We start from the raw sequence: 23,625 nt of genomic DNA, 5'->3' as shown, positions 1-23,625 counted from the left end.
ATTTAGGAGGGATTGGGTGGGGTGAGTCGCGGGGCCCCGGGGGAAGGCGCAGACCCAATATGTCCGATTCGGACGGAGTTTAGGAGAGATTGCCCCGCGCAACGAGCCCCGTCTCGTTGCGCGGCGTGGCAAGGGAGGCTTTTTCGTTAACGAAAAAGAGCTCCAGCCACCCGGTGAGGCCCTTTCGGTGGTCAATGGAACCCAAACCCCGTTCAAAATTCACCGCCAAGATCGGTGGGGTAAAACCCCACCCTACGGCATGTCGCGAGGTTTGGAGTTATGCCTGGCGCTACCGTCTTGATCCACAGAAATCAGCCTGCTGATTTCTGTCGCGCCTGCCCCGCCCCGTCGCACCAAAGGTGCGCCGACGATATTGGCCCGCCTCTGGCGGGACGGGGTGGGCGCGTTACGCCCTCCCCTCGGGTCAGGCGCTACGGTGCAAATCGTCAAGACTCACTTCAAAACCTGCATCTTTCAATTCACGTGTGAGTTCGTATTTCCAAGCTCCCGCAGAATCTATCGGTTTGTAAATAACACCCGAAAAATCTGACGGTAATTCCACGCCATCTTCGTAGAGGACGCAAACTTTGCTTCGACCCAGCTTCGCGGAAAAGTAACCCAGTTCCAAAACAACGTTTTGCCTTGCTCTTCTTTTCAAATTCTCAGCAGGTGTTCCTTTGTTTCCACCGACATCGTCGCCAGTCATCAAAACAACAGCAAAGCCAACATTTGAGTTGTCTTCAAACTTTTCAATTATCGTTCGTCCCTTGTCGGTTTGTTCAGACAAGACGACAGAACGCAAGCCAAGACGTTGTATACAAAGCGACACTTCACTTCTGATCGCATGATCATGACCATGAACGATGAAAACCTTGTCGGATGGCAGAGGCCCGTTATCTTCTTCCTCTTCCTCTTCCTTTGAATAGGCTGCCGCATTTCTAATAACGGTTCTCAGTGCCTTTAGAGCGGTCGGCTTGTCAAAGCTCCCATAGACAGTGTCGCCACCAATGACATAGACATCAGGTTCAGAGTAATTTGCCGCAGCCTCAAAGTAGGCTCTTACTGCATCATCACTAAAGTACTCTGCAAGAAAATCTCTAGTTTCACGGTACCAACTGTGGTGCTGAGCCCCTTGCTTTCCAACACTCAGCGCAGTTCCGCGGTTAAGAAACACTTGCAACTGCCCCAGAACATTTTCTAACGAGAACTCAGGTTCAATCCCACAATTAATATTCATCTATTCACCCCAACAAACCCTCAAATTCCCGCCATTCGCCTTTGGACATGCCGGATGTCTCTTGCGTGACTTCTTCACCTTTCAACATCCGGCGCACAACCTCAAGGGCTGTGGCGGAGAGGGTTGCGCCACCCATGCGGTAATCTTCAAACGCCTTAAACGCAAATGGCACCCAGTCGGCGACGACTTTGCAGATCTCGTCGGCATAGACGCGGATTTCGTATTGGGCGTGGGCGTCGGCGCGCAGGCGCAGGAAGTGCAGCAGGTTGTGCAGATCGACCTTCCAATACCATTGCGTGTAGACATTGGCGGGCAGGTTCATGCGGGCGAGTTCGCGGGCCAGACCCTGTTGACCATCTTGCGAGATCATCTCTTCGTAGTGGTCATAGGCGCGCATGGAATCCTCGGTCAGGTAGCGCAGGACCCGCTGCGCCTCTTCGCCCGACAGCGCCTCGCCCCGGCCCTGATTGTTGACCACGGATTGCGCGGCGAGGTGATCGGGGGCGGGGATGTAGAATTCGCGATCCAGGATGGAATAGCGCGCCGAGTATTCGTTGACGTTGGCGGTGCGGTGGCGGATCCATTGGCGGGCAACAAAGACCGGCAGTTTGACGTGCAGCTTGATCTCGCACATCTCGAACGGGGTCGAGTGCCAGTGGCGCATGAGATAGCGGATCAGGCCTTCGTCGTTCTGGACGGATTTGGTGCCCTTGCCATAGGAGACGCGGGCGGCCTGACAGATAGCCGCATCGTCGCCCATATAGTCGACAACGCGGATAAAGCCATGATCCAGAACGGGATAGGCGGTGTAGAGGTGTTTCTCCATGCCCGGAGCGGTGGCACGCAGGGTTTGTGTGCTGACGCTGCGCTGTTGTTCGATTTCGGCCTGCTGTTCGGACGAGAGGGGCATGGCGATTCCTTTCCCACAAGATGAGTCGGGTGACACTATATCTGGGGTATGGCGCTGGGGGAACGCGATATATGGGCGACAGTTTTGCCTCAGTTGCGGCGAAACTGCGGCGCTGGGGTGGCTTGGTGATTGACTTGGGGCGGCGGGCGCAGGCAGGCTGCTGACAAAATATAAAACGGGCAAGACCTGAGGCAGTCAGATGTATCGCAATTTTGTAGCGCTCGCGTGTGCGGGTGTCCTTTCCGCTTGTGCCGCCATCGGCTCGGGCGGCGACAATTCAGATAATCCACTCGTTGACGGTGACGGCAGCGGGATTGGGGACGACAATCAACCACTGGTCGCGGATCCGACCGCAACGACCGATGATTCCACGCCGGTGACCGGGACGGATACGGACCCGGATCAGGCGTTTGGCCATGAGCATGATGACAATCTGCGGATGAATGCCGTGGATTTTGACCCGACCACGGGTGAGCTGGTGCTGAACAACCTCCCCTTTGATGGCGACGATAACCTGTATCAGCGCAATGGGGCGGCGTCGGTGTCGATCCAGGGTACATCTGGCACAGGGTTTGATGCCTATCGCAATGCGTCGGGAACGGCGGATTATTATGCGGTGTTCCGGCTGAGCGATAGCGGGTTCTCGCAAGTGACCGCCGCGGCGACAGACCGTTATGTCAGCTTTGGCTTTGGCGGTGTGGCCGCGCAGCGGTTGAGCGGCAGTGGCGCGCTCCCGGAGGCGGATCAGTCCTATGTCTTTACCGGAGAATATGCGGCGGTGCGCACGGTGACCAACACCGGGGCCGGTGTCTCGGTGCAATATGTGACCGGGGTTGCCACGTTGGATGTGGATATCGAGGATTTCGACGATATTGGCGCGGTCGAAGGCATCATCGCCAGCCGTCAGTTCTTTGACGAGAACGGTGTGCATATTGCCGATCTGGACGGGGCAGACTTTATCTCGCTCGCGACTTCGCAGATCAACTTTGACGATTGGACGATCCAATCCTCGACCGCGACCGCCTATGTCAATGGCGAGGCCGGGGCGACGGGCAATTGGGAAGGCATGTTTGCTGGCCCCAATGGCGAAGAGGTTGCGGGCATCGTGATTGTCGAAGGGGACGGGCCGGTCGGAATCGACCCGGATACCGGTGCCTATGTTGAGGTCTCGGTGCGCGAAACAGGCGGTTTCGTCGCGACCCGGTAGGGAGATGCGCCCCCTTTTCTCTTTGATGCGCCGCGCGGTGCTGGCAGGCTGCCTTGCTTTGGCAAGCGTGTCGGCCAGCCCCTATGTGGTGGCGGCGGATGAGCTGCGTTTGAGCCTGGAGGAGGCCCGCGCAGCTGCCGCCCGATTGCTGCGCGCCGGGCGTGCGGCCGAAGCCTTGGCTTTGGCGGATGGGGTGCTGATCGGGGCCCCGGGGGATGTGCAGGCGTTGCTGTTGAAAGCCCGCGCTGAACAGGAGCTGGGCAAACACAAAGACGCGCGCAAATCGGCCAAACTGGCCTGGAACAAGGCCGAAATCGACCGCGACCGGTTTTTCGCGGCGATGGTTCAGGCGGGGACGCTGGCCTCGGATGGCAATAAGGGCATCGCGCAATACTGGCTGCGCCGCGCCGCCCAGGTCGCCCCCGAGACCAAAATGCGCAACATGGCCGTCTCCGATTTCCGCAAGCTGCGGCGGCTGACACCTTGGCGGTTGAACTTGGCACTGATTGCGGCCCCATCGGATAATCTGAACGGAGGGCCGACAAAAGAAACCTCGGAAATAGGGGCGATCACCTACCCCAATTCAAACCGCCCTCTTTCAGGTTTTCGATACGGGGCCAGCATCGATTTCAGCTACCGATACGCGCTGACGCAAAACCAACGTTTAAAACTTGGCGTAGAATTGGACACCCACCGCGTTGAGCTGAGCGACAAAGCACGCGAACGCGTACTATCCGCCCGCAACCGAGACTATAGCGAAGACAGTCTTGGCTTTTCGCTCGGCTATGAACGTCGCAGCGCAAAGGGCGACTGGTTGGCCAATGGTGAGGTCTTTGTCCGGCATAACCAGCGCGCCGGAGAGGGGTTTTCCAACGTCACAGGGATGACACTGTTTTTCGGTCACGCTTTGGGGCAGCATTATACCGCGACGGCCCGTACAAGTTTGCGGTATGAACGCTTGCTCAACGATGACGAGGATACTTTGCTGACACGCGAAGCTGGTGTGACGCTTGCGCGGCGCTTTCAGTTTGGCAAAATCAGTCTGGCCGCTTCTGCGGGTGATACGCTGACTGACATCAGATGGGTCGGCAAACAGTTCCAAACAGCGCAGTTGAGCATTGCCAAGGCCCGTCCGGTTATGGGCGTGCAGCCGCGTTTGTCCCTGGGGTATCAACGCTCTGATTATGACGAGATGCCCCGCTCTGCCGCTATTCTTTCGCTGTTTACCGGTAATGATTATGAGACGCGCCTGGATGAAGAATGGAGCCTGTCGCTGGACCTCTTGCTGCCCAAGATGGACCTTTACGGGTTTGCCCCCGAGATTGGGATCACAGTACGTGATCGTGAATCCAACTATGATGAGTTCGACAGTCAAACCACCGATTTGCGGTTAGGGATCAAATCGGTATTCTGACCTCGAATTGTTTGCGCTCACAAGGTTGAGTCGGCGGGGAGAGGGACGTTACCGATGGGAATCAAATATTTACACACCATGGTCCGGGTCAAAGATCTTGAGGCCTCGATGGCATTTTACAAGTTGCTGGGGCTCAAGGAAACGCGGCGCTATGACAGCGAGGCGGGGCGGTTTTCGCTGATCTTTATGGCCCCAGACGGGCAGGAGGATTGCCCGGTTGAGCTGACCTATAACTGGGATGGCGATGATGAACTGCCCTCGGATTCGCGCCATTTCGGCCATCTCGCCTATTCGGTGCCCAATATCTATGAGACCTGCCAGTTCCTGCAGGACAATGGCGTGGTGATCAATCGCCCGCCGCGTGATGGGCGCATGGCCTTTGTGCGCTCGCCCGACAACATCTCGATCGAGCTGTTGCAGGAAGGCGACGCGCTGGAACCGGCTGAGCCCTGGACCAGCATGGAAAACGTAGGTCACTGGTAAGCCCGGTGCTGCGGGCGCTGGCAGTTGGAGTGACACTTGCGGGCGGGGCCGAGGCCTGCCCGCTGGCCTTGGTGCTGGCGCAGGATGTGTCCTCATCCGTGGATGAGATCGAGTATATCTTGCAGCGCGACGGGCTGGCTGCGGCGCTGATTTCTGAAGATGTCCAAGGCGCGATCCTGTCCGGTGGCGGCATCGCCCTGGCGGTCTATGAATGGAGCGGGCGGCGTCAGTCGCGGATCGTGCTGGATTGGACCTGGCTGGAAAGCCCCGCCGATATCGAGGCGGCTTCGGTGCTGATCTCGGGCGCGCGCCGGTCGTTCAGCCGGTTTCCGACGGCTATGGGCTATGCTTTGGGCTTTGGCGCGGGCCTGATGCAGCGTGCCCCGGACTGCGACCGGCAGGTGATTGACCTATCCGGGGATGGCATCACCAATGACGGGTTTTGGCCGCAACTCGCCTATAAACACTTCCCCTTTGACGGGATCACGGTGAATGGGCTGGCGGTGCTGGGTGCGGACCCGGATGTGGTGGATCATTTCCAATTCGAGGTGCTGCACGGCCCCGGCGCGTTTCTGGAAACCGCGCAGGGCTATGAAGGCTATGAACGCGCCATGACGCGCAAGCTCTACCGCGAGATCGAGACACGGGTCGTGGGCAGCCTCCTGCCGCAGCAAGGCACGGATGCCTCACAGCGCTAGGCGCATACAGATACCACGCCATCACATGGCGGTTGGTCGATTGATGATATGGGTGAGAAGGGTCTGAGGACGGTCAGGCAGATCTGACGGAAACCTCGTGGCAGTGCGATTGTCTTGTAGCTAACCTTTATTCTTTCCGGTCGAAAGGCGTCGCTACTCTGCCTTTACTGACCATGATCTTTACAAAGTGAGCGGACCGTTCTGGTCTGATCTCACCGGGACTTTCACCACCCCGCCTTGCGCATTTCGGTGCTTGGCCTTGGGGGAGCGGGATTAGTAGATGTACCGAATTTGATCGGTCCAATAGCGTTCGACGCGGCGCAGGGATGTGGTGATATCGTCGATCCCTTCAACGCTGAGAACAGCCTTGCTCTGCAGGCCGTCGGCGTGACGCAAGAACAATTCGGACACGATGTCACGAATGTCACGACCGCGCTGGGTCAGACGCACACGCACAGAACGGCGATCAATTTCGCAGCGCTGATGATGCATATAGCCCATTTCGACCAGTTTCTTCAGGTTGTAGCTGACATTGCTGCCCTGATAGTAACCGCGCGACTTCAATTCGCCCGCCGTTACCTCGTTTTCTCCGATATTGAACAGCAGCAATGCCTGCACCGCATTGACATCAATGATGCCAAGCCGTTCAAATTCGTCTTTGATGACATCCAGCAAGAGCCGGTGGAGCCGTTCCACCAAGCCGAGCGCGTCAAGATAGCTCGTCATGAAGCCCTGATTGGCTCCATTATCCATGGACGAATGAATGCTCATTTCGTTCTCCGCCTGTTTCGTTCAGACGGACATTTCAAGAAAAAACCGAATATTGCGTTAAACCGCATCGAAAGCCATGAAAATGCGATCTAATTTGGTCAAACATTAACATAAACCGCGGTGTTTATTACCAGAACCGCGATATTTCTCGCATGTGTAAAGAAGGCGTTTCTGATGCAACGCAAACGCTTTTCCCGCTTATCGGGTCAAGAGGAACCTGCAAAGCTTTGCAAGGCTGGCGAGGGATGTGTTGATTCGACATCCCAGCAAATCGCCATGGTTTTGACAGGAAAATGGCGGGAGAACACCACAATACCTTGATCTTGATAAGGCTCCGCTGTGCATTTGACGCCAAATAGCATCAAATCGCACCACTTCGGGTCTTGCGCAGGAGGCGAAACCCCTTAAGGTTGTAGAAACCAATTCACACTAGCTTAGCGATATGACCATCCACCAGACGCCAACATATCCACCAAATTCCCGTGCCAAAGCCTCTGTTTGGGCCGTGCGGGCTGCGGATCCTACGCAAAAGCCGCAGAAATCCCCCCTGCCCGAAGGCTGGTGGATTCCCTTTGGTGCGATCCTGGGGCTGAGTTCCTGGGGTGTTCTGTTCTGGTGGATCTTTAGTTAGGTTAGCGTCACAGTTTGTAGGCGGATTTGACCAAATCCACGGTCAGCGCCCGCGCAAGGTCAAAGGCCTCTTCTTCGGTCAAACGGCCTGTCGCCACCAACTCAGCCAAAAAGGCCGCATCCACCCGGCGCGACACGTCGTGACGGGCAGGGATTGAGCAAAAGGCGCGGGTGTCATCGTTGAACCCGGCGGTGTTGTAGAACCCGCAGGTCTCTGTTGTGATCTGACGGTAGCGCTTGATGCCTTCGGGGCTGTCAAAGAACCACCAGGCCGGGCCCAGTTTCAGGGCCGGATAGGCCCCGGCCAAGGGGGCCAATTCGCGCCCATAGGTGGTTTCATCCAATGTAAACAGAAGGATGGTCAGGTCAGGCTCCATCCCGACCGCGTCCAACATTGGTTTGAGCGCCGAAACAAAATCGGTGCGCTGGGGAATATCAAACCCCATGTCGCGCCCGAAATCCGCGTAGACAGAGGCATTGTGATTGCGCCGCGCCCCGGCATGAATCTGCATGACCATGCCGTCTTCAACGCTCATCCGAGCCATTTCGGTCAGCATCTGCCCGCGAAACGCCTCGGCCTCGGCAGAGGTGAAATCACCAGACTGCACCTTGGCATAAAGCGCAGCGGCCTCATCCTGGGGCAGGTCCAGCGTCTGCGCCGTTGGGTGCCCGTGATCGGTGGCCGTCGCCCCATGGTCGCGGAAATAGGCGCGACGGGTGCGATGAGCGTTGAGATAGCCGGCCCAGCTGCCGATATCTTCGCCGGTCAAGGCACCAAACGCGTCAAGATTGGCGGCAAAGCCTTTGAATTCCGGGTCCACCACGGCATCGGGGCGATAGGTGGTGATTACCCGCCCCGCCCAATCCGAGGCGATGATCTGCTTGTGCCAGCGCAGATCATCCAGCGCCCCTTCGGTGGTGGCGAGACATTCGATCTTGAACCGGTCAAACAGCGCGCGCGGGCGGAATTGCTCCATCCCCAACGTGTCGTCGATGTGATCGTAATAGCTGTCTGCATTCTCGGGCGTCAGCGGTTCGAGAAAACCAAAGACATGCTCAAAGGCATGGTTCAGCCACAGCCCCGATGGGGTGCCGCGAAACAGATGAAAGTGATCCGCAAATAGCTGCCAGACCTTGCGCGGATCCTGCGGGACCGAGCTTCCATCCTGACGGGCAATCCCAAGCGCCTCCATCGGCACGCCCTGGCTGACCAACATGCGAAACACATAATGATCGGGGATGACAAACAGCTCCGCCGGGTTGGGAAACCGGTCATTCTCGGCAAACCAGCGCGGGTCACAATGGCCATGCGGGCTGAGGATCGGGAGATCCTTGATCCCGCTGTAAATCGCCCGGGCAAGCCCGCGCAATGCCCCATCATAGGGAAAGAGACGGTCCGGATCGGTGAGAGACATTGTCGTGGTCCTGTCGCGAATGGTCTGCGCGACAGAATTGATATTCTAGTCTGTCAGGGATGTCAAAAACTGAACCGACCGGTTTTGTTTTCATAGAAGGGCCAAGATTCGCTCATAGCTTACCTTAGGTCAAAAACCCTCTATTTCCATAAGCAAATTCGCAAAGGACGCCCCGTGCATATCGCGGTCAGCGGGCATGCCCTGAATGTTCGGGCGCGGCAGGCTGAGCTTGATCGTGTTGAGATCGGCAATGTCGAATCGCTTGAGCGTCTGGCTCGGGATTCGGAAAAGCGCAGCCACGTGCTGTGTATCCAACCCAGCGCGCACCCGTTCGAACCGCTCGGCATCGCCACAGAAAATGTCGATGGTCAGCCAGAACGGGCCCGCATTCTTGGACCGGATTTTTTGCGCCACATCCACCAGTCGGGTCATGCGCCCAGCTCCTCTGTTGTCAGCTCAAAGGCTTGCATCGGGTCCTCCAATTGCAAGACATGGTTCAGGCAGAATTGATAGACCGCGCCGCGCGGCATTTCCGGGGGCGAAAACGGAAAAGCAAAGGTTGGCATCTCTTCCTGTTCGGTCAGCGGGTGATGCAGAAGATAGGGGTTGAGCATCTTGGCCACCTCGCGGCTCAGCGCTTCGGTTTCGGCAGTGATGATGCCCATGACGCCCAGCTCGCTGCCTTTGTGGGCGCTGGTATCAAGATCGCCAAGGGTGGCGTTCTGGCCAATCACTCGCAGCTCGATGTCAAACGCGCCGTCGATCCGTGTGCGTGCTTTGGCCGTGCATTTGGCGACAATATCCGCGCACCATTCTTCGATATGGTCCACATAGCGTGCATCGCGCACCAGCACGAGCGAGACGGTCTGGTATCCAGAGCGGCGCGCGCCCTCGAGCTTGACCGTATAGCTGTCGGACGCCACCCAAACGCTGCCCGTCACCCGGACCCGCCGGTCATCCAACGCGGTGTAAACAGAACCAGTCACATCCAGATGTCCGCCGGGTTCATAGAGGATATAGGGGTCGGAGTTTTCATAGAGCATATGGGCCGAGACGGTATGCGGCGTGGCGCGGGCCTCGTCACCCATGGGGGTCATGGTAAAGCCGTCGGCGTCAAACTCGATCAGGATGGTGCCGGAATTGGGGCTGGTGGTGGCCAGTGCCCCGCATTCGCCGATCTTGGCCCCATGCCAGGCCGCCCCGGCATGGCAGCCCCGCGCCAGAGGCAGGGCCGAGATGATCGCCGTGTCCGTGGTGCGCCCGGCAATGACGATATCGGCCCCGGTGGCCAGCGCCGCCTGGATCTGTTCAGCCCCGGCCAGGGCAACAATATTGCTGCAGTCCCGCAGGGTCTCGGCGCTGATCTCGGGCGCGGCAGGCAGCGGAGAAATCCGCCCGCCCTCAAGCGCGGCGGTCATGGCCTCTGCCCCCTGCCCGCTTTTCAGCACCGCCAGTTTCAGGCGCTCGCCCCGCTCGCGGGCAATTTCGCGGGTGATGTCGACCAGCCAATCAACCGCCGAGTCCGCACCGCAGGTGCCCGCCGTGCCTATGATCAAGGGCACGGCGGCCTCTGCCCGTGCGGCCATGAGCTCGGCCCATTCGGCCTTGGTCGAGCTGCGCGAATATTTCGAGCTCCCGGTGCCAAGGTAATGGGGCCCACTATCCGTGGACCCCCCGTCGATTGCGATGATGTCGGGCTTTTGAGCGATGCCGCGCGCCAAGGCCGCGCGGTCATAGCCCAGGCCCAAGGCCCCGGACGGGATGAGGACTTTTACCATCAGTCGGTGATCCTTTGCGGCTTGGTCAAGAAACGGCGCAGGAACATCGGCGCGACAAAGCCCACCACGGCCACGGCCCAGAGACCAATGGCAATGCCCGAGCTAAAGAGATAGGTCCAATCCCCATCCGACAGCACCATGGCGCGGCGCAGCGCGTCTTCCATGTGGCCACCCAGCAGGATGCCCAGGATGATCGGCACAGTGGGCACGTCCAGCTTGCGCAGCACCCAGCCCAGCACCCCAAAGAGCACCATCAGCAGCAGGTCAAAGTAAGAGCCCGATAGCGAATAGATCCCGACAAAGGACACCATGGTCACCCCCGGCAACAGCACCCAGGCAGGCACTGACAGGATCTTTACGAAGATCTTGACCATGGGGACGTTCATCAACAGCAACACAAAGTTTGCGATCAACAGCGAGGCGATCAGGCCCCAGACCACTTCGGGCCGTTCAGTGAACAGGGTTGGCCCTGGCGTGATGTTGAGCGTCATGAGCAAAGCCAGCAGCACGGCGGTGGTGCCCGAGCCCGGAACGCCCAGCGTCAGCATCGGCACCAGCGCACCACCCGCAGCAGCATTGTTGCCCGCCTCGGGCGCGGCGACACCCTTGGCGACCCCGGTCCCAAACCCTCCCTTTTCACCGGCGATGGATTTCTCGGACATATAGGACAGGAAGGACCCCAGAGAGGCCCCGGCACCGGGCAGAACCCCAGCGATAAAGCCCACAACGGAGGAGCGCAGCATGGTCACGCTGGACCCGACGATTTCCTTGACCGGCACGGTGACCTTTTCCAGCTTCACGCCAATCGAGGTGTTCTTGCCATGGCTTTCGATAAAGAAGAACACTTCGGCAATGGCGAACAGCCCGACAATGGCAACCAGGAAATCGATGCCGTCAAACAGGTGCAGATTGCCCCCGGTCAGACGCGGCATGCCGGAATTGTTGTCGACGCCGATCATGGCAATGCCGAGGCCAATACAAGAAGCAATCGCCGCCTTGGCCTGGTTGTTCGAGGCCAGCCCGCCCAGCGTGGCAAAGGCCAGCAGGTAAAGCGCGAAGTATTCAGCAGGGCCAAACAGGAAGGCCACCTGCGCCAGCATTGGGGCCAGCAGCATCAGGCCAATCGTGGCCAGAAACGCCCCTACAAACGACGCAACGCCCGAGATCACCAGCGCATCGCCCGCGCGACCGGCCTTGGCCATCGGGTAGCCGTCAAGCGTGGTCATCAGGGCCGGTTCGTCACCGGGGATGTTCAGCAGGATCGAACTGATCCGCCCGCCATACATCGCGCCGTAATAAACGGCCGTCATCAGGACGAGGGCAGATGTCGCATCCAGCCCCATCGAAAAGGTCAGCGGGATCAGGATCGCCACGCCATTAGACGGGCCAAGCCCCGGCAAAGCGCCGATGATCGTGCCAATGAAACAGCCGAACACGGCCAGCATCAGGGTAAAGGGGGACAGGGCGATGTCGAAGCCGATCGCCAAATTGGATAGCAATTCCATGGGAGTACCCTCAGTGGGTCAGAAAGCTCGGCAGCCCGAAAAGGCTTAGTCCAAGAGCGAATTTGAAGATGATGAACAGGCCAAGAGACAGGCCAATCCCGGCAAGCGCGGCTTGTTTTGTGTTTGGGTGGATCTGATAGCTCAGGATCGCGGCGGTCACCGCGGTCGGGATCAGAAAGCCCAGCGGTTTCAGCGCATAGGCATAGGCCACCAAGACCACAACAGCGACAGCCAAGGCACCCAGGGTGCGCAATTCGGGCCAGGCCGGATCTTCGTCAGGTTTCAGGATGATCACGATGCCACAAATGGCGGCCACTGCGCCAATCAGGATCGGAAAGGTTTTCGGGCCAACCGGGTCGGCCATGAAGCTGGTCTGGATCTGTGTTGCACTGGCGATATACGCCAGTGCAATCAGTGTCACGACCGCGCCAAAGATGCGGTCCGAGGCCATTACTGGATCACCCCGATCTCTTTGGACAGGTCACGGATTTCCGCAACGACACCGTCCACATAAGATTGGAAATCACCGCCGACCTTGGTGAAAGGCGCAAGGCCGTTTGCGGCCATGGCTTCCTGCCACTCAGCGGAATCGGCGACCTTTTGCAGGCGCTCGGCCCACATGTTGAAGTCATCATCGCTGATGTCTTTTGGCACATAGAGCCCTCGCCAGTTCACCGCGACCACATCCAGCCCCTGCTCTTTGGCGGTTGGGATGTCCTCGAAACCGGGCACGCGCTCTTCGGTTAGAACGGCGATGGCGCGCACGTCACCGGATTTCAGGAAGCCAACGATTTCGGACATGTCGCCGGTCATCGCCTGGGTAAAGCCACCCACGGTCTGGGTGATCGCATCCGCGCCACCGTCAACGCCGATATATTTGATGGCTTTGACATCGGTGATACCGGCGCGCTGCAGCACCATCAGCGGTTTGATATGGTCGAACCCACCAACGGCAGAACCACCAGCAAAGGCGATTTTGCCCGGCTCGGCCTTGATCGCGTCAACAAGATCGGTCAGCGACTGGTAAGGGCTGTCTGCCGCCACCACGATCACGCCCGGATCGGCGCCAATTGCCCCCACAAAGCGCACCTGGTCAGCGGTCATGCCCGCATAGGCATTCTGCGCCAGACGGGTCGAGGTTGCCGAAGAGGCCGCCACGATCAGATCCGCGTCGCTGCCACGCTCAGACACCACATGTGCAAAGGCCAGACCGCCGCCGCCACCGGCCATATTGGTGACCTGAACAGGCTTATCCACCGCGCCGATATCATGCATGATCTTGCCGATCTGACGGCAAGTGAAATCCCAGCCGCCGCCCGGGTTGGCCGGTGCAATGCATTCTGCGGCAAACGCTGTGGTTGCAGATACGCTAAGAACGGCGCTGGTCATCAGCGCCTTGATAAGACGTTTCGTCATTGGTTTCCTCCCATTTGACATGAAGGGTTGCCCCTCTCATGTTGTCAGTGAAACGGTCTAACCTGACATCAACCTGTCACCCCCTGAAAAAGGCATCTCATGCGTTTCCTGCTGATCGAAGACAATATGCAGCTGGCGGCCAATATCGTCGAGCGGCTGCAGCTGGATGGACATGCGGTGGATCATGCCGACACGTTGGAGGCGGCTGAGGACCTGATGGCGGTTGCTTCTTTCGATTTGATTTTGCTGGATATTATGCTGCCGGATGGCGATGGGCGCAGCTTTCTCGAACGGCACAGACAAGCACAAGAGCGCGTGCCGGTGATCGTCGTCACCGCCCGTTCCGCCGTGTCAGATCGGGTCGGTTTGCTGGACCTTGGCGCGGATGATTACATCACCAAACCGTTCGATTTTTCCGAGCTCGAGGCCCGCTGTCGCGCGGTGTTGCGCCGTCAGGGAGGGGCCGCTGACAACCAAAAGAGCTTTGCTGACACGGTGCTTGATTCGGCCAGCGCTGAGTTGCGATTTGCTGGGCAGGTGATCAGTCTGCGCAACCGCGAGTTGAGGCTTCTCGAAGTCTTCTTTAACGCACCCGGTCAGGTCTTTGCCAAATCCCACCTGATGGACCGGCTGTTTTCGCTCTCGGACGAGGCCAGCGAAAACGCCATCGAGGTCTATGTCGGGCGCTTGCGCAAACGGCTCGAAGGATCCGGCGCGCGGATCGAAACCGTGCGTGGGTTGGGCTATCGGCTGGTGACCGCATGAAGGTTTTTGGCTCGATCCGGCGGCGGTTGTTTTTCCAGCTGGCCGGGGTGGCGGCAATCCTGACGCTGGTCTTTATCCTTGTGGTGCGCGGCGTGGCAGAGCGCGCGGCTGAAGGCACACAGGATGACATCCTCACCGCTTCGGCCACGGCGATTGCCGACAGTCTGCATAGCGAGGGCGGTGCGATAACGCTGGATCTGCCTTATTCCGCCCTGTCGATGCTGGGAACCCTAAACCAAGACCGGGTGTTTTACCGGGTCAGCGTGGCGGGTGAGACCCTCACTGGCTATGGTGACCTCCCCCTGCCCGATCTGGTGCCCAACCTGGGCGCGCGCGTGGTGGCAACGCTGGACTATCGCGGTGAGCCGGTGCGGCTGGTCTCGGTCTCGCGTCGGATTGGCCCGGCGGCTAACGCCACCACCGCGGTGATCACCGTGGCGCAGACCCGGCAGGGGCTGGCGGCGATTTCGCAACAGATCACCTGGACGGCCACGGGGGTCGGGATTGTGTTCCTGCTCTTGGCCACCGCGCTTAGCCTCTGGGCCGCGAATTCAGCCCTGGCCCCGATCAGCCGCTTGACCGGTGCCGTCACACGGCGTGGCCCCAGCGACATGCGCCCAGTTCGTGCCGAAACGCCCGAGGAGTTGGTGCCGCTGGTTGAGGCACTGAACAACCTGATGGCGCGGCTGCGCGCCTCGCTTTCCCGTACCGAAGATTTCATTACCGAGGCCGCCCATCGCGTGCGCACACCGTTGGCCACCGTGCGCAGTCAGGCCGAAATCACCCATCGCAAGCTCAACAAACCGCATCACAAACAAGCGATCCGCGAAATGATCCGCGCGATTGATCAAAGCTCGCGCTCGGCGGGGCAAATGCTGGATCATGCCATGGTGACCTTCCGCTCCGATGCGCTGGCGCGCGACACGCTGGACCTGCGTGCCCTGCTGGCCGAGACCTGTGATCGGTTGGAACCCACAGCCGAGTTGAAAGATATCAAGGTCTTGCGTGACCTTCCCGATGATCCTGTCACGCTGCTAGGCGATGGGATTTTGTTGCAGGCCGCGATGATGAATATCCTCGACAACGCCATCAAATACTCCCCTGATGAGAGCGACATCACCATCACTTTGCAACAGGGTGATCAAATCCGGCTGAGCATCTCGGATCAAGGGCGCGGCTTTGGCAATGCTGATCTGGGCGAAATCACCAAGCGCTATCAGCGTGGCGACAATGTTGGTCACGTGGTCGGCTCGGGCCTGGGTCTGACCATCGCCGAAGAGGTCGCCCGCGTGCATGGCGGCCGGCTGGACATCACCCATAACCAAGAGGGCGGCGCATGCGTATCCTTGCTGTTTTAATGGCTCTTTGGGCCTGGATTGGCTGGGTGGGAGCCTTGTCAGCCTTTGAGATTGAAGACCAGCGGCTCTATCCCTCCGACGCCGAAGCAAGCACGCTGCGCATCATCTCAACCGCCGATTTGAACGTGTTCGATCCGGTGTTACGGGCGTTTCAGGCGCAAAACCCCGGCATAACGTTGGATTACACGGTCACCGGCACCTCGGACCTGATGCAGGCGATTTATACGGACGGGGCGGTGTTTGATCTGGCAATTTCCTCAGCGATGGATTTGCAAACCAAGCTGGCAAATGACGGGTTTGCCGTTTCCTATCAGCCCGGATCGGTGGATCTGCCCGATTGGGCGCTGTGGCGCAATCAGCTCTTTGCCTTCACTCTGGAACCGGCCGTTCTGGTCGTCTCCAAAAGCGCCTTTGCCGATACCGAGATCCCACAAACCCGCGATGAGTTAATTGCGCTTTTGCGCGGCTCACCTGAAAGATTTCAGGGCAAAATCGGCACCTATGACGTGCGCCGCTCCGGGTTTGGCTATCTGATGGCCACGCAAGACAGCCGCAATTCCGAAGCCTTTTGGCGGTTGATGGAAGTAATGGGGCGGCTGGATGCGCAGCTCTATTGCTGCTCAGGTGACATGATCCGCGATGTGGCAAGCGGGCGGCTGGCCCTGGCCTATAACGTGCTGGGCAGCTATGCGGCGGGTCAGGCTGCGGCCATGCCCGATCTGCATATCGTCGAAATGCGCGATTTCACCAATGTGATGTCGCGCACGGCCCTGATCCCCGCCACGGTGGAAAACGAAGCCGGGGCGCAGGCGATGATCGACTTTCTGCTGACCTATAACCAGCGCCCCGATCTCATCGCCGCCACCGGCCTGCCCGCGATCACCAATGCCTCGCTGGAAACCAACACAGCCCTGCGCCCGATCCGCTTTGGCCCAGGTTTGCTGGTGTTTCTCGATCAATTGAAACGGGCAAGTTTCCTCAAGAACTGGGAAAGCTCACTGGAGCAGGACTAGGGCCTGTGGACACTCACCAAAGACCATCAGTTTCAGTCCAAAACTGCTCAGTTCTAGGAATTTGACCGCAGGAATTCCCTTTCGGGACATTTCGTACCGAAATGCCCTGTCGGTCGGTGGTGCTCTATTTCAAGGCCAAATGACGACGAAATGCGCAATTTTGGCGAAACAGCGGAGCTGCGCGGCCCATTTTGCCTCTGCCTTCGTTAATTTCCCTTTCCGATCAACCAGATCGCTGCGGGAAAATCGCCTTGTCAACGGCAAAATGGGTCTCGCGCCGATGATTTATGGTGAGTGTCCACAGGCCCTAGGATCAACCTCCTCCCGACACCGGGTTTCTTTGGGCCCAAAATATCCCGGGGGTGGCGTGCCGCAAGGCGCGCAAGGGGGCTGGCCCCCTATGCTCCGCCCGTCAGGCCTTCAAAACCGGCGGCATGACAAAGCCGCGCGACAGGATCTGCAGCTTTTCCTCCGCCGGAGTGAAATAGGCGCGCAACACATCCAGGCTGCGCATCGGATCACAATCGCCACACATAAAGATGTCGATCGCCGCATAGGCGTGTTCTGGCCAAGTATGCACCGAAATGTGGGATTCCGCCAAAAGCGCAACGCCAGTAAACCCGGCCCGATCGCCAAAATCATGCAGCTTGATCTCAAGCAGCTCTGCCCCCGCCGCCTTGGCGGCTTGGGCGAAAATGGCCTTTGCAGGAATGGGATCAACAAGATGATCCGCCCCACAGAAATCGGCAATCACATGTTGGCCCAGGGCGATTTGCGGATCAAATTGTGTCATGCCTGCTCAAACCCCGCCCAGTGCCGCGCACCATAGAATATGCAGCAAAGCCTATGAATATCCGACCCGGCGATCAAGGCTGGCAAAGTTGGCAGGCAGAGGAACAGATGAGAATGTTTAAGAGGGTGAGGGTCCCACCCAAATTCCGTCCACGGAATTTGCAAAAGTTTTATCTAAAACTTTTACCACCGAGCGCCTTACGGAAGCGGAATGAACTCTTGGTCATCCCCAGGCGGCAGGCGAAAGCGGCCGTCTTGCCAGTCACCCGCGGCCCAGGCGGCCTTGGCCTCTTCGATGCGCTCGCGCGAGGAGGCGACGAAGTTCCACCAGATATGACGCGGCCCGTTCAGCGTGGCCCCGCCCAGCAGCATCAGACGCGCGCCCTGCCCGCCGGCCCGCACGGTGATCTTGTCACTGGGACGAAAGACCATCATCTGACCGGCAGCAAAGCTTTGGCCCGCCACCTCGATCTCGCCCTGCACCACATAGATGCCGCGATCTTCGTGATCATCCGGCAGCGGCAGCATCGCCCCTGCCTTCAGCACCGCATCCGCATAGAACAACTCACTATCGGTGCGGGTGGGCGCCCGTTCGCCCCAGGCGTGGCCCATGATCAGCCGCACCTCCTTGCCTTCGCCCTCAAGAAGGGGCAGCGCCTCTTTGCTGTGATGTTCAAAGGCCGGAGCGCTGTCCTCGGCCTCCTCTGGCAGGGCGATCCAGGTTTGCACACCAAACAGGCTATGCCGCGTGCCACGGGTCTCAGCACTGGTGCGTTCCGAATGGGTCACCCCCTGACCGGCGGTCATCAGATTGACCTCACCGGGATAGATCATCTGATGGGCTCCGGTGCTGTCGCGATGTTCAAACTCGCCCTGATAGAGGTAAGTCACGGTGGAAATGCCGATATGAGGATGCGGGCGCACGTCGATACCGCCTTCGGTGATGAACTCAGCCGGCCCCATCTGGTCAAAGAAGATAAACGGCCCAACCATCTGACGCCGGGCCGCGGGCAAGGCGCGGCGCACTTCAAAGCCGCCAATATCGCGGGCGCGCGGCACAATCAGGGTCTCAATCGCATCCATGCTCGCCGCTTCGGGGCAATGGGGGTCGATTGCCGGGTTCCAACTCATGTCTTGCCTCCTCATCACAATGATCGTGTTGGCCAGTAAGATGACACTGTGAGAGGATTTATCAATTCACCGCAATTCGTCAGGGTTGGTGCGCAAATGCACAAGCGCTCAGTTGGTTTGCCCGCTCAACCCCTCAAGGATCGGGCAATCGGGGCGGGCGTCGCCGCAGCATTTCTGCGACAGATCGGACAGGGTGGCGTGCATGGCTTGCAGATCGGTGATCTTGGCCTCGATCTCGGTTAGGTGCTTTTGCGCGATGGCTTTGACATCGGCGCTGGCGCGGCTGTCATCCTCATAAAGCGCCAACAGGGTGCGGCAATCCTCAATCGTAAAACCCAAAGCCCGCGCCCGGCCCAGAAAGGTCAGTTTGTGAAAGTCGCTTTCACGAAAGACCCGATAGCCATTGCTGTCACGCAAGGGGGTGATCAGCCCAATATCTTCGTAATAGCGGATGGTTTTTGCTGGCAGGTTTGCGCGTTTGGCGACCTCGCCAATGGTGAGGTTTGTCATGCTGGGCGCTCCTGTGGTGAGGTGAGCGGAGGGGTGGGCTGTGCAACCGGCTTGGCGGCAGAGACAAAGCGCAGGCGCAAGGCGTTGGACAGCACAAAGACCGAGCTGAGCGCCATGGCCCCTGCCCCCAGCATCGGCGATAGTTGCAGCCCCCAAAGCGGGTACAGCGCACCAGCGGCGACCGGGATCAACACGGTGTTATAGCCAAAGGCCCAGAACAGGTTTTGCCGAATATTGGCCAGGGTGCGGCGCGACAGATCCAGCGCGCTGACCACGCCGCCAAGGTCGCCAGAGACCAGAACCACGTCGGCGGCTTCGATGGCAATATCGGTGCCGGTGCCAATGGCCAAGCCGACATCAGCAGCGGCCAAAGCGGGCGCGTCATTGATGCCATCGCCGATAAAGGCGAGCTTGCCCTTTTGCTTTAACCGTTCAATCGCGGCGGTTTTGCCATCGGGCAGCAGCTCGGCCTCGACATGGTCAATGCCCAAATCCCGCGCGATGGTGATGGCCGTGGCCTTGGCATCGCCGGAGATCATGGCCAGTTGCAGCCCCATCACCTTGAGCTGGCGGATCGCCTCGACCGCGCCGGGCTTGATCGGGTCGGCGACGGTGATCAGCGCCGCCAACTGACCGTCCACGGCCACAAACAGCGGGGTGTGCCCGGCTTGAGCCTGCTCTTCGGCGCGGGGTTGCAGGCCGGTCAGGTCGATCCCGTCACGGGTAAAGAAACGTGCCGCGCCAAGTTTGATCTGATGCCCGTCCACATCGGCGGTGACGCCAAAGCCGGTTTCGCTGGCAAAACCTTGGGCGGCTGGAACGGTCAAACCACGCGTCTCAGCGGCGCGGGTGACGGCCAAGGCGATAGGATGTTCCGAAAGCGCTTCGACCGAGGCGGCCCATGCCAGGACCTGATCCGCGTCAAAGCCCGGCAGGGTCTGGATATCTGACAATTCGGGCCGCCCTTGGGTCAAAGTCCCGGTCTTGTCAAAGGCGATGACGGCGCAATCCTGCAACTCTTGCAAAGCGTCGCCTTTGCGGAACAAAACACCCAACTCAGCGGCCCGCCCTGTGCCCACCATGATCGAGGTTGGCACGGCCAGTCCCATGGCGCAGGGGCAGGCGATGATCAACACCGCCACCCCGGCGACCAAGGCGTGGCTCAGCACTGGGGTCGGCCCAAAGGCAAGCCAGACCAGCACGGTGATCACAGCCGCCAAAATCACCGCCGGAACGAACCAAAGCGTGATGCGATCCACCAGGTTCTGGATTGGCAATTTGGCCCCCTGCGCCTGTTCGACCATGGCGATGATCTGCGCCAGCATGGTGTCGGCCCCAACCTTGGTGGCGCGGAATTGCAGCGCCCCGGTGCCATTGATCGTACCGCCAATCAGTGCATCCCCTTGCTGTTTTTGCACCGGGATCGGCTCGCCCGTGACCATGGCTTCGTCGACAAAAGAGCTGCCGGTTATGACCTCGCCATCGGTGGCGATCTTTTCGCCCGGGCGCAGTTGGATGATGTCGCCGGTGACGATCTCTTCGACCGGGATTTCCGTGCTTTGATCGCCGCGCAGCACAAGGGCGGATGTGGCGCGCAACCCGACCAGCTTGGCAATGGCGGCGCCGGTGCGGCCCTTGGCGCGGGCCTCGAGCCAGCGGCCCAGCAGGATCAGCACGACGATCACGGCGGCGGCTTCGAAATAGACGTGATTGGCTGCGGCGGGCAACAGGGCGGGGGCAAAGGTCGCCAGTGTCGAATAGCCATAGGCCGCCGCTGTGCCCAGCGCGACCAGCGAATTCATTTCAGGCGTGCCTTTCAGCAGCTGGGGAATGCCGGTGCGATAAAACCGCCAGCCCGGCCCAAACAGCACGGCGCTGGTCAGCAGGAATTGCAACACGCGGCTGGTCTGCGTGCCAATGTTATGAGCGACCCAGTGGTGAAACGCGGGAAAGATATGCCCACCCATCTCGACCACAAAGACCGGCAGGGTCAGCAAGGCCGCAATCAGGGTAAGCCGCCCGAGATCGGCGATTTCGTCTGATTTGTCAGAGGGCGCGCTAGGGCTGTCCGCGCGCAGGACTTGCGCTGGATAGCCGCGATCGGTGACCCGCTGCGCCAATTCCGTTGGGCTGGTCAGGCCGGGGATGAAGGCCACCGTGGCGCTTTCCGTGGCCAGATTGACCTGAGCCTCAACCACGCCGGGCGCGTCAGACAGGTTTTGCGCCACGCGCCCCGAGCACGAGGCGCAGGACATGGAGGAAATGCCAAGCCGCGCCTGTTTCAGCGCAGCCGGATAGCCCGCCTGCTCCAGGGTTTCGACAAGAGATTGCGGGCTGGCCGGGGTCTGGAATCGGATATGCGCGGTTTTGGTCGCCAGATTGACGCTGGCCTGCGTAACGCCGGGCGTTGCGTTCAAGGCGCGTTCGGCGCGGGCCGAGCAAGAGGCGCAATTCAAACCACTGATGGGCAGCGCGAGGGATTTGGTCATTCTATTCTCCGAAAGGGCCGACTCGAGCGGGGGCGAGAGGCTTCCCGTGACTGGAATGTCAAGGTTCCAGTTGGGGGAAGGTCAAGCCCTTTCAAGGGTGTTTGAGTTTTTATTGCTCAGATTGCATCCAAGCAGGCGATCAGGCAGGTTGCGGATAGCCAAATCTGGGACCGTCTGATGCCGCATATACCGCCTTTGCCCACGGGGCCATTTCGCTTTGTCGCGCTGGATGTGGAAACCGCCAGCCGGGAGGCGGCGAGTATCTGCCAGATTGGTCTGGCCTGCGTCGATCATCACAACGCGATCCACGCCTATAGCGTGCTGGTGAACCCGGAAACGCCCTTTGCCAGCTTTAATATTGAGCTGCATGGTATTGGGCCGCAGACCGTGGCCGGGGCGGCGACTTTTCCTGAGATTTGGCAGGTGATGGCCCCGTTTCTGCAGCCCTATCACCTTGTTCAGCATAGTCAATTTGACAGCCGCGCCATTGCCGCGGCCTGTCGCGCCTATCGCCTGCCAGAGCCTGACCTGAGCTGGAGCGACAGTGTCCGTATCGCCCGCAAAGCCTGGCCGGAATATCTGGGCAATGGTGGGCATGGGCTGGGGCATCTGAAAAAGGTGTTGGACCTGGAATTCACCCATCACGACGCTGGCGAGGATGCGCGGGCTTCGGCGGAAGTGGTGTTGCTGGCTGAGGAACGGCTGGGCACGCCCTTTGAGCAGATCGCGCAGGTCAAGTACAAGGCGCAGATGTCCTTGCCGATCCGTCCTTAGGGTCAGGACCCATTAATTTAACGCCACTGGTTTGGTTGATCTTGGCCCTGACAAGGCACATCATCATAGAAATACTGGTTGTATTTCAAGCTGATGTAACGCAGCTCAGGGGCAAAGTCAGGCAAATCCGTCGCACCGGAGATGCGCCCTTTAGTTGGCTCCCCTTTGGGGAGACGGACGCAGGAAGCGCTGCAAAGCAGCGGCTTTGACCGCTTGCAATTGACCCCGCCAGTTCCTACGCGTCCAAAACCCCTGCTTTATTGCCCTTCCTGCGCCAGTGACGTCAAATTAATGGGTCCTGACCCTAGGGTTAGGATGCATTGATTTAACGCGACTGGCGCAGGGGTGGGGCGCTGCCCCGCCCCGAGCAAGCTCGGGACTCCCCGGGATATTTTTGGCCCAGAGAAACCTGAAGGTTAGGCGAGCGGACCGAGGAAGATGGCACGCAGGGCCCGGATTTCTTGGGCGAGATGGTCGATCAAAACCCGCACCCGAGTTGTGCGGCGCAGGTCGGAATGCAGAAGCAACCAGATGGAGCGATCCAGGAATGGTTTGCAGCCGGGCATCTCAACGAGACCGGGTATCCAGTCCTGGGCGGAATAGGGCAGGTAGCTCATCCCCATTCCCGCGGAGACCAGTTGCCCGATCATGGTGGGGGAGCGCACCATGTAGCGCAGGCGCGCTTTGGGAAAGGGGCTGGCTTTGACCCAGTCGGGGATTGGGTCGGTTTCGCCCCAGCCGATCCATTGCAACCCTTCACCGGCAGGGCCAGCATCAGCCCAGTGACGATCCAGGTAGTCCTGCGAGGCAAAGACATTTCCGCTATATTGCAAGACCTTGCGCCCCACCACGTCATCATCGATCTGATGGGCGATGCGGATGGAAACATCGGTTTCCGAGCGGTTGATATCTTCGAATTTGTTGGTGACGCTGATACGCAGCTCGATATCGGGATAGGCGCGTTCAAACCTGGCGATGATCTGCGCAAAACGCCCGGGCAGAAAGCCGGCGGGCATCGAAAGGCGCACGGTGCCGCGTGCCTCTTCGTCCAGACCTTGAACCTTGCGCCGCGCGTTGGAGACCAGCAGCCCGGCCTCTTCGGCCATGGGCAGCAGCACCTCGCCCGCAGCAGTCAGGCGCAGCCCTTGTTTAGAGCGATCAAACAGGCGCACGCCGTAATCTTCCTCAAGCGCGCGCAGGTTGCGATCAACCGTCGCATGGGTCGCGCCGATATGTTCGGCGGCGGAGCGCAGGCTGCCGGTCTGCGCCACCGCGAGGAAATAGGGGAGCCGTGCCCAATCCATCTAGGTCTCCTGCGTTGCATGCCAA

Annotated in this window: 22 protein-coding genes; 8 read left to right on the top strand and 14 right to left on the bottom strand. The window is 59.4% G+C overall.

Annotated features, from left to right (window positions below):
• Window positions 1-424: 424 nt before the first annotated feature.
• Window positions 425-1,237, bottom strand: coding sequence for a TIR domain-containing protein (locus tag CLV87_RS19660; RefSeq protein WP_099248913.1), 813 nt, complete (start codon window positions 1,235-1,237; stop codon window positions 425-427).
• Between the two features lie 4 nt (window positions 1,238-1,241).
• Window positions 1,242-2,147 carry an FAD-dependent thymidylate synthase gene (thyX, locus tag CLV87_RS19655; RefSeq protein WP_099248911.1) on the bottom strand — a complete coding sequence of 302 codons (906 nt, stop codon included), beginning with the start codon at window positions 2,145-2,147 and terminating at the stop codon, window positions 1,242-1,244.
• Window positions 2,148-2,346: 199 nt separating this feature from the next.
• On the opposite strand from thyX, the gene CLV87_RS19650 reads away from it, so the two are divergent.
• Genes CLV87_RS19650 through CLV87_RS19635 form a run of 4 tightly spaced genes read left to right on the top strand, consistent with a single transcriptional unit; the run spans window position 2,347 to window position 5,949 of the window.
• Window positions 2,347-3,354: a hypothetical protein gene (locus CLV87_RS19650; RefSeq protein WP_099248909.1), complete on the top strand. Its 1,008-nt coding sequence runs from the start codon at window positions 2,347-2,349 to the stop codon at window positions 3,352-3,354.
• A gap of 4 nt (window positions 3,355-3,358) precedes the next feature.
• Window positions 3,359-4,768 (top strand): surface lipoprotein assembly modifier, encoded by a 1,410-nt coding sequence (locus CLV87_RS19645; protein ID WP_099248907.1) that lies wholly within the window; start codon window positions 3,359-3,361, stop codon window positions 4,766-4,768.
• Between the two features lie 54 nt (window positions 4,769-4,822).
• Window positions 4,823-5,251 (top strand): VOC family protein, encoded by a 429-nt coding sequence (locus tag CLV87_RS19640; RefSeq protein ID WP_099248905.1) that lies wholly within the window; start codon window positions 4,823-4,825, stop codon window positions 5,249-5,251.
• 29 nt (window positions 5,252-5,280) lie between these two features.
• Window positions 5,281-5,949: a DUF1194 domain-containing protein gene (locus tag CLV87_RS19635; protein WP_235872000.1), complete on the top strand. Its 669-nt coding sequence runs from the start codon at window positions 5,281-5,283 to the stop codon at window positions 5,947-5,949.
• Window positions 5,950-6,222: 273 nt separating this feature from the next.
• On the opposite strand, the gene CLV87_RS19630 is transcribed toward CLV87_RS19635, so the two are convergent.
• The 7 genes from CLV87_RS19630 to CLV87_RS19600 form a co-directional block, all read right to left on the bottom strand.
• Window positions 6,223-6,720 carry a MarR family winged helix-turn-helix transcriptional regulator gene (locus CLV87_RS19630; protein WP_099248901.1) on the bottom strand — a complete coding sequence of 166 codons (498 nt, stop codon included), beginning with the start codon at window positions 6,718-6,720 and terminating at the stop codon, window positions 6,223-6,225.
• 638 nt (window positions 6,721-7,358) lie between these two features.
• A complete protein-coding gene (gene uxaC, locus CLV87_RS19625; RefSeq protein WP_099248899.1) occupies window positions 7,359-8,765 on the bottom strand; it encodes a glucuronate isomerase in 1,407 nt (468 codons plus the stop codon).
• A gap of 129 nt (window positions 8,766-8,894) precedes the next feature.
• Window positions 8,895-9,197 carry a DUF4387 family protein gene (locus CLV87_RS19620; RefSeq protein ID WP_099248896.1) on the bottom strand — a complete coding sequence of 101 codons (303 nt, stop codon included), beginning with the start codon at window positions 9,195-9,197 and terminating at the stop codon, window positions 8,895-8,897.
• Window positions 9,194-10,543 carry an acyclic terpene utilization AtuA family protein gene (locus CLV87_RS19615; protein ID WP_099248894.1) on the bottom strand — a complete coding sequence of 450 codons (1,350 nt, stop codon included), beginning with the start codon at window positions 10,541-10,543 and terminating at the stop codon, window positions 9,194-9,196. Before CLV87_RS19615 ends, CLV87_RS19620 begins: the two co-directional genes overlap by 4 nt.
• A complete protein-coding gene (locus tag CLV87_RS19610; protein WP_099248892.1) occupies window positions 10,543-12,048 on the bottom strand; it encodes a tripartite tricarboxylate transporter permease in 1,506 nt (501 codons plus the stop codon). The genes CLV87_RS19615 and CLV87_RS19610 overlap by 1 nt, the downstream gene beginning before the upstream one ends.
• A gap of 10 nt (window positions 12,049-12,058) precedes the next feature.
• Entirely contained in the window at window positions 12,059-12,499 is a 441-nt protein-coding gene (locus tag CLV87_RS19605; RefSeq protein ID WP_099248890.1) for a tripartite tricarboxylate transporter TctB family protein, read from the bottom strand.
• Complete coding sequence (locus CLV87_RS19600; protein ID WP_099248888.1) at window positions 12,499-13,464, bottom strand: Bug family tripartite tricarboxylate transporter substrate binding protein; 966 nt, start codon at window positions 13,462-13,464, stop codon at window positions 12,499-12,501. Before CLV87_RS19600 ends, CLV87_RS19605 begins: the two co-directional genes overlap by 1 nt.
• A 99-nt stretch (window positions 13,465-13,563) precedes the next feature.
• Between CLV87_RS19600 and CLV87_RS19595 the strand changes: the two genes are divergently transcribed.
• The 3 genes from CLV87_RS19595 to CLV87_RS19585 are packed head-to-tail and all read left to right on the top strand — an operon-like array spanning window position 13,564 to window position 16,600.
• Window positions 13,564-14,229 (top strand): response regulator transcription factor, encoded by a 666-nt coding sequence (locus CLV87_RS19595; protein ID WP_099248886.1) that lies wholly within the window; start codon window positions 13,564-13,566, stop codon window positions 14,227-14,229.
• Complete coding sequence (locus tag CLV87_RS19590; protein WP_099248884.1) at window positions 14,226-15,587, top strand: sensor histidine kinase; 1,362 nt, start codon at window positions 14,226-14,228, stop codon at window positions 15,585-15,587. Before CLV87_RS19595 ends, CLV87_RS19590 begins: the two co-directional genes overlap by 4 nt.
• Window positions 15,566-16,600 (top strand): ABC transporter substrate-binding protein, encoded by a 1,035-nt coding sequence (locus CLV87_RS19585; RefSeq protein WP_099248883.1) that lies wholly within the window; start codon window positions 15,566-15,568, stop codon window positions 16,598-16,600. The genes CLV87_RS19590 and CLV87_RS19585 overlap by 22 nt, the downstream gene beginning before the upstream one ends.
• Before the next feature lie 412 nt (window positions 16,601-17,012).
• Here CLV87_RS19585 and speD read toward each other — a convergent pair whose 3' ends face one another.
• The 4 genes from speD to CLV87_RS19565 form a co-directional block, all read right to left on the bottom strand.
• Entirely contained in the window at window positions 17,013-17,393 is a 381-nt protein-coding gene (speD, locus tag CLV87_RS19580; protein ID WP_099248882.1) for an adenosylmethionine decarboxylase, read from the bottom strand.
• Between the two features lie 197 nt (window positions 17,394-17,590).
• Window positions 17,591-18,523 carry a pirin family protein gene (locus CLV87_RS19575; RefSeq protein WP_099248880.1) on the bottom strand — a complete coding sequence of 311 codons (933 nt, stop codon included), beginning with the start codon at window positions 18,521-18,523 and terminating at the stop codon, window positions 17,591-17,593.
• Window positions 18,524-18,631: 108 nt separating this feature from the next.
• Window positions 18,632-19,033, bottom strand: coding sequence for a Cu(I)-responsive transcriptional regulator (cueR, locus tag CLV87_RS19570; RefSeq protein WP_099248878.1), 402 nt, complete (start codon window positions 19,031-19,033; stop codon window positions 18,632-18,634).
• Window positions 19,030-21,522, bottom strand: coding sequence for a heavy metal translocating P-type ATPase (locus tag CLV87_RS19565; protein WP_099248876.1), 2,493 nt, complete (start codon window positions 21,520-21,522; stop codon window positions 19,030-19,032). The genes cueR and CLV87_RS19565 overlap by 4 nt, the downstream gene beginning before the upstream one ends.
• Before the next feature lie 177 nt (window positions 21,523-21,699).
• Here CLV87_RS19565 and CLV87_RS19560 point away from each other — a divergent pair, with 177 nt between their 5' ends.
• A complete protein-coding gene (locus CLV87_RS19560; protein ID WP_099248874.1) occupies window positions 21,700-22,296 on the top strand; it encodes an exonuclease domain-containing protein in 597 nt (198 codons plus the stop codon).
• Window positions 22,297-22,712: 416 nt separating this feature from the next.
• On the opposite strand, the gene CLV87_RS19555 is transcribed toward CLV87_RS19560, so the two are convergent.
• Window positions 22,713-23,600 carry a LysR family transcriptional regulator gene (locus tag CLV87_RS19555; RefSeq protein ID WP_099248872.1) on the bottom strand — a complete coding sequence of 296 codons (888 nt, stop codon included), beginning with the start codon at window positions 23,598-23,600 and terminating at the stop codon, window positions 22,713-22,715.
• Between the last annotated feature and the right edge of the window lie 25 nt (window positions 23,601-23,625).

Origin of the sequence: Pelagimonas phthalicica, from assembly GCF_004364805.1 — a bacterium.
GTDB lineage: Bacteria > Pseudomonadota > Alphaproteobacteria > Rhodobacterales > Rhodobacteraceae > Pelagimonas > Pelagimonas phthalicica.
Note: the sequence above shows the minus strand (reverse complement) of the source record. Positions and strands in the feature narration are given on the sequence as shown.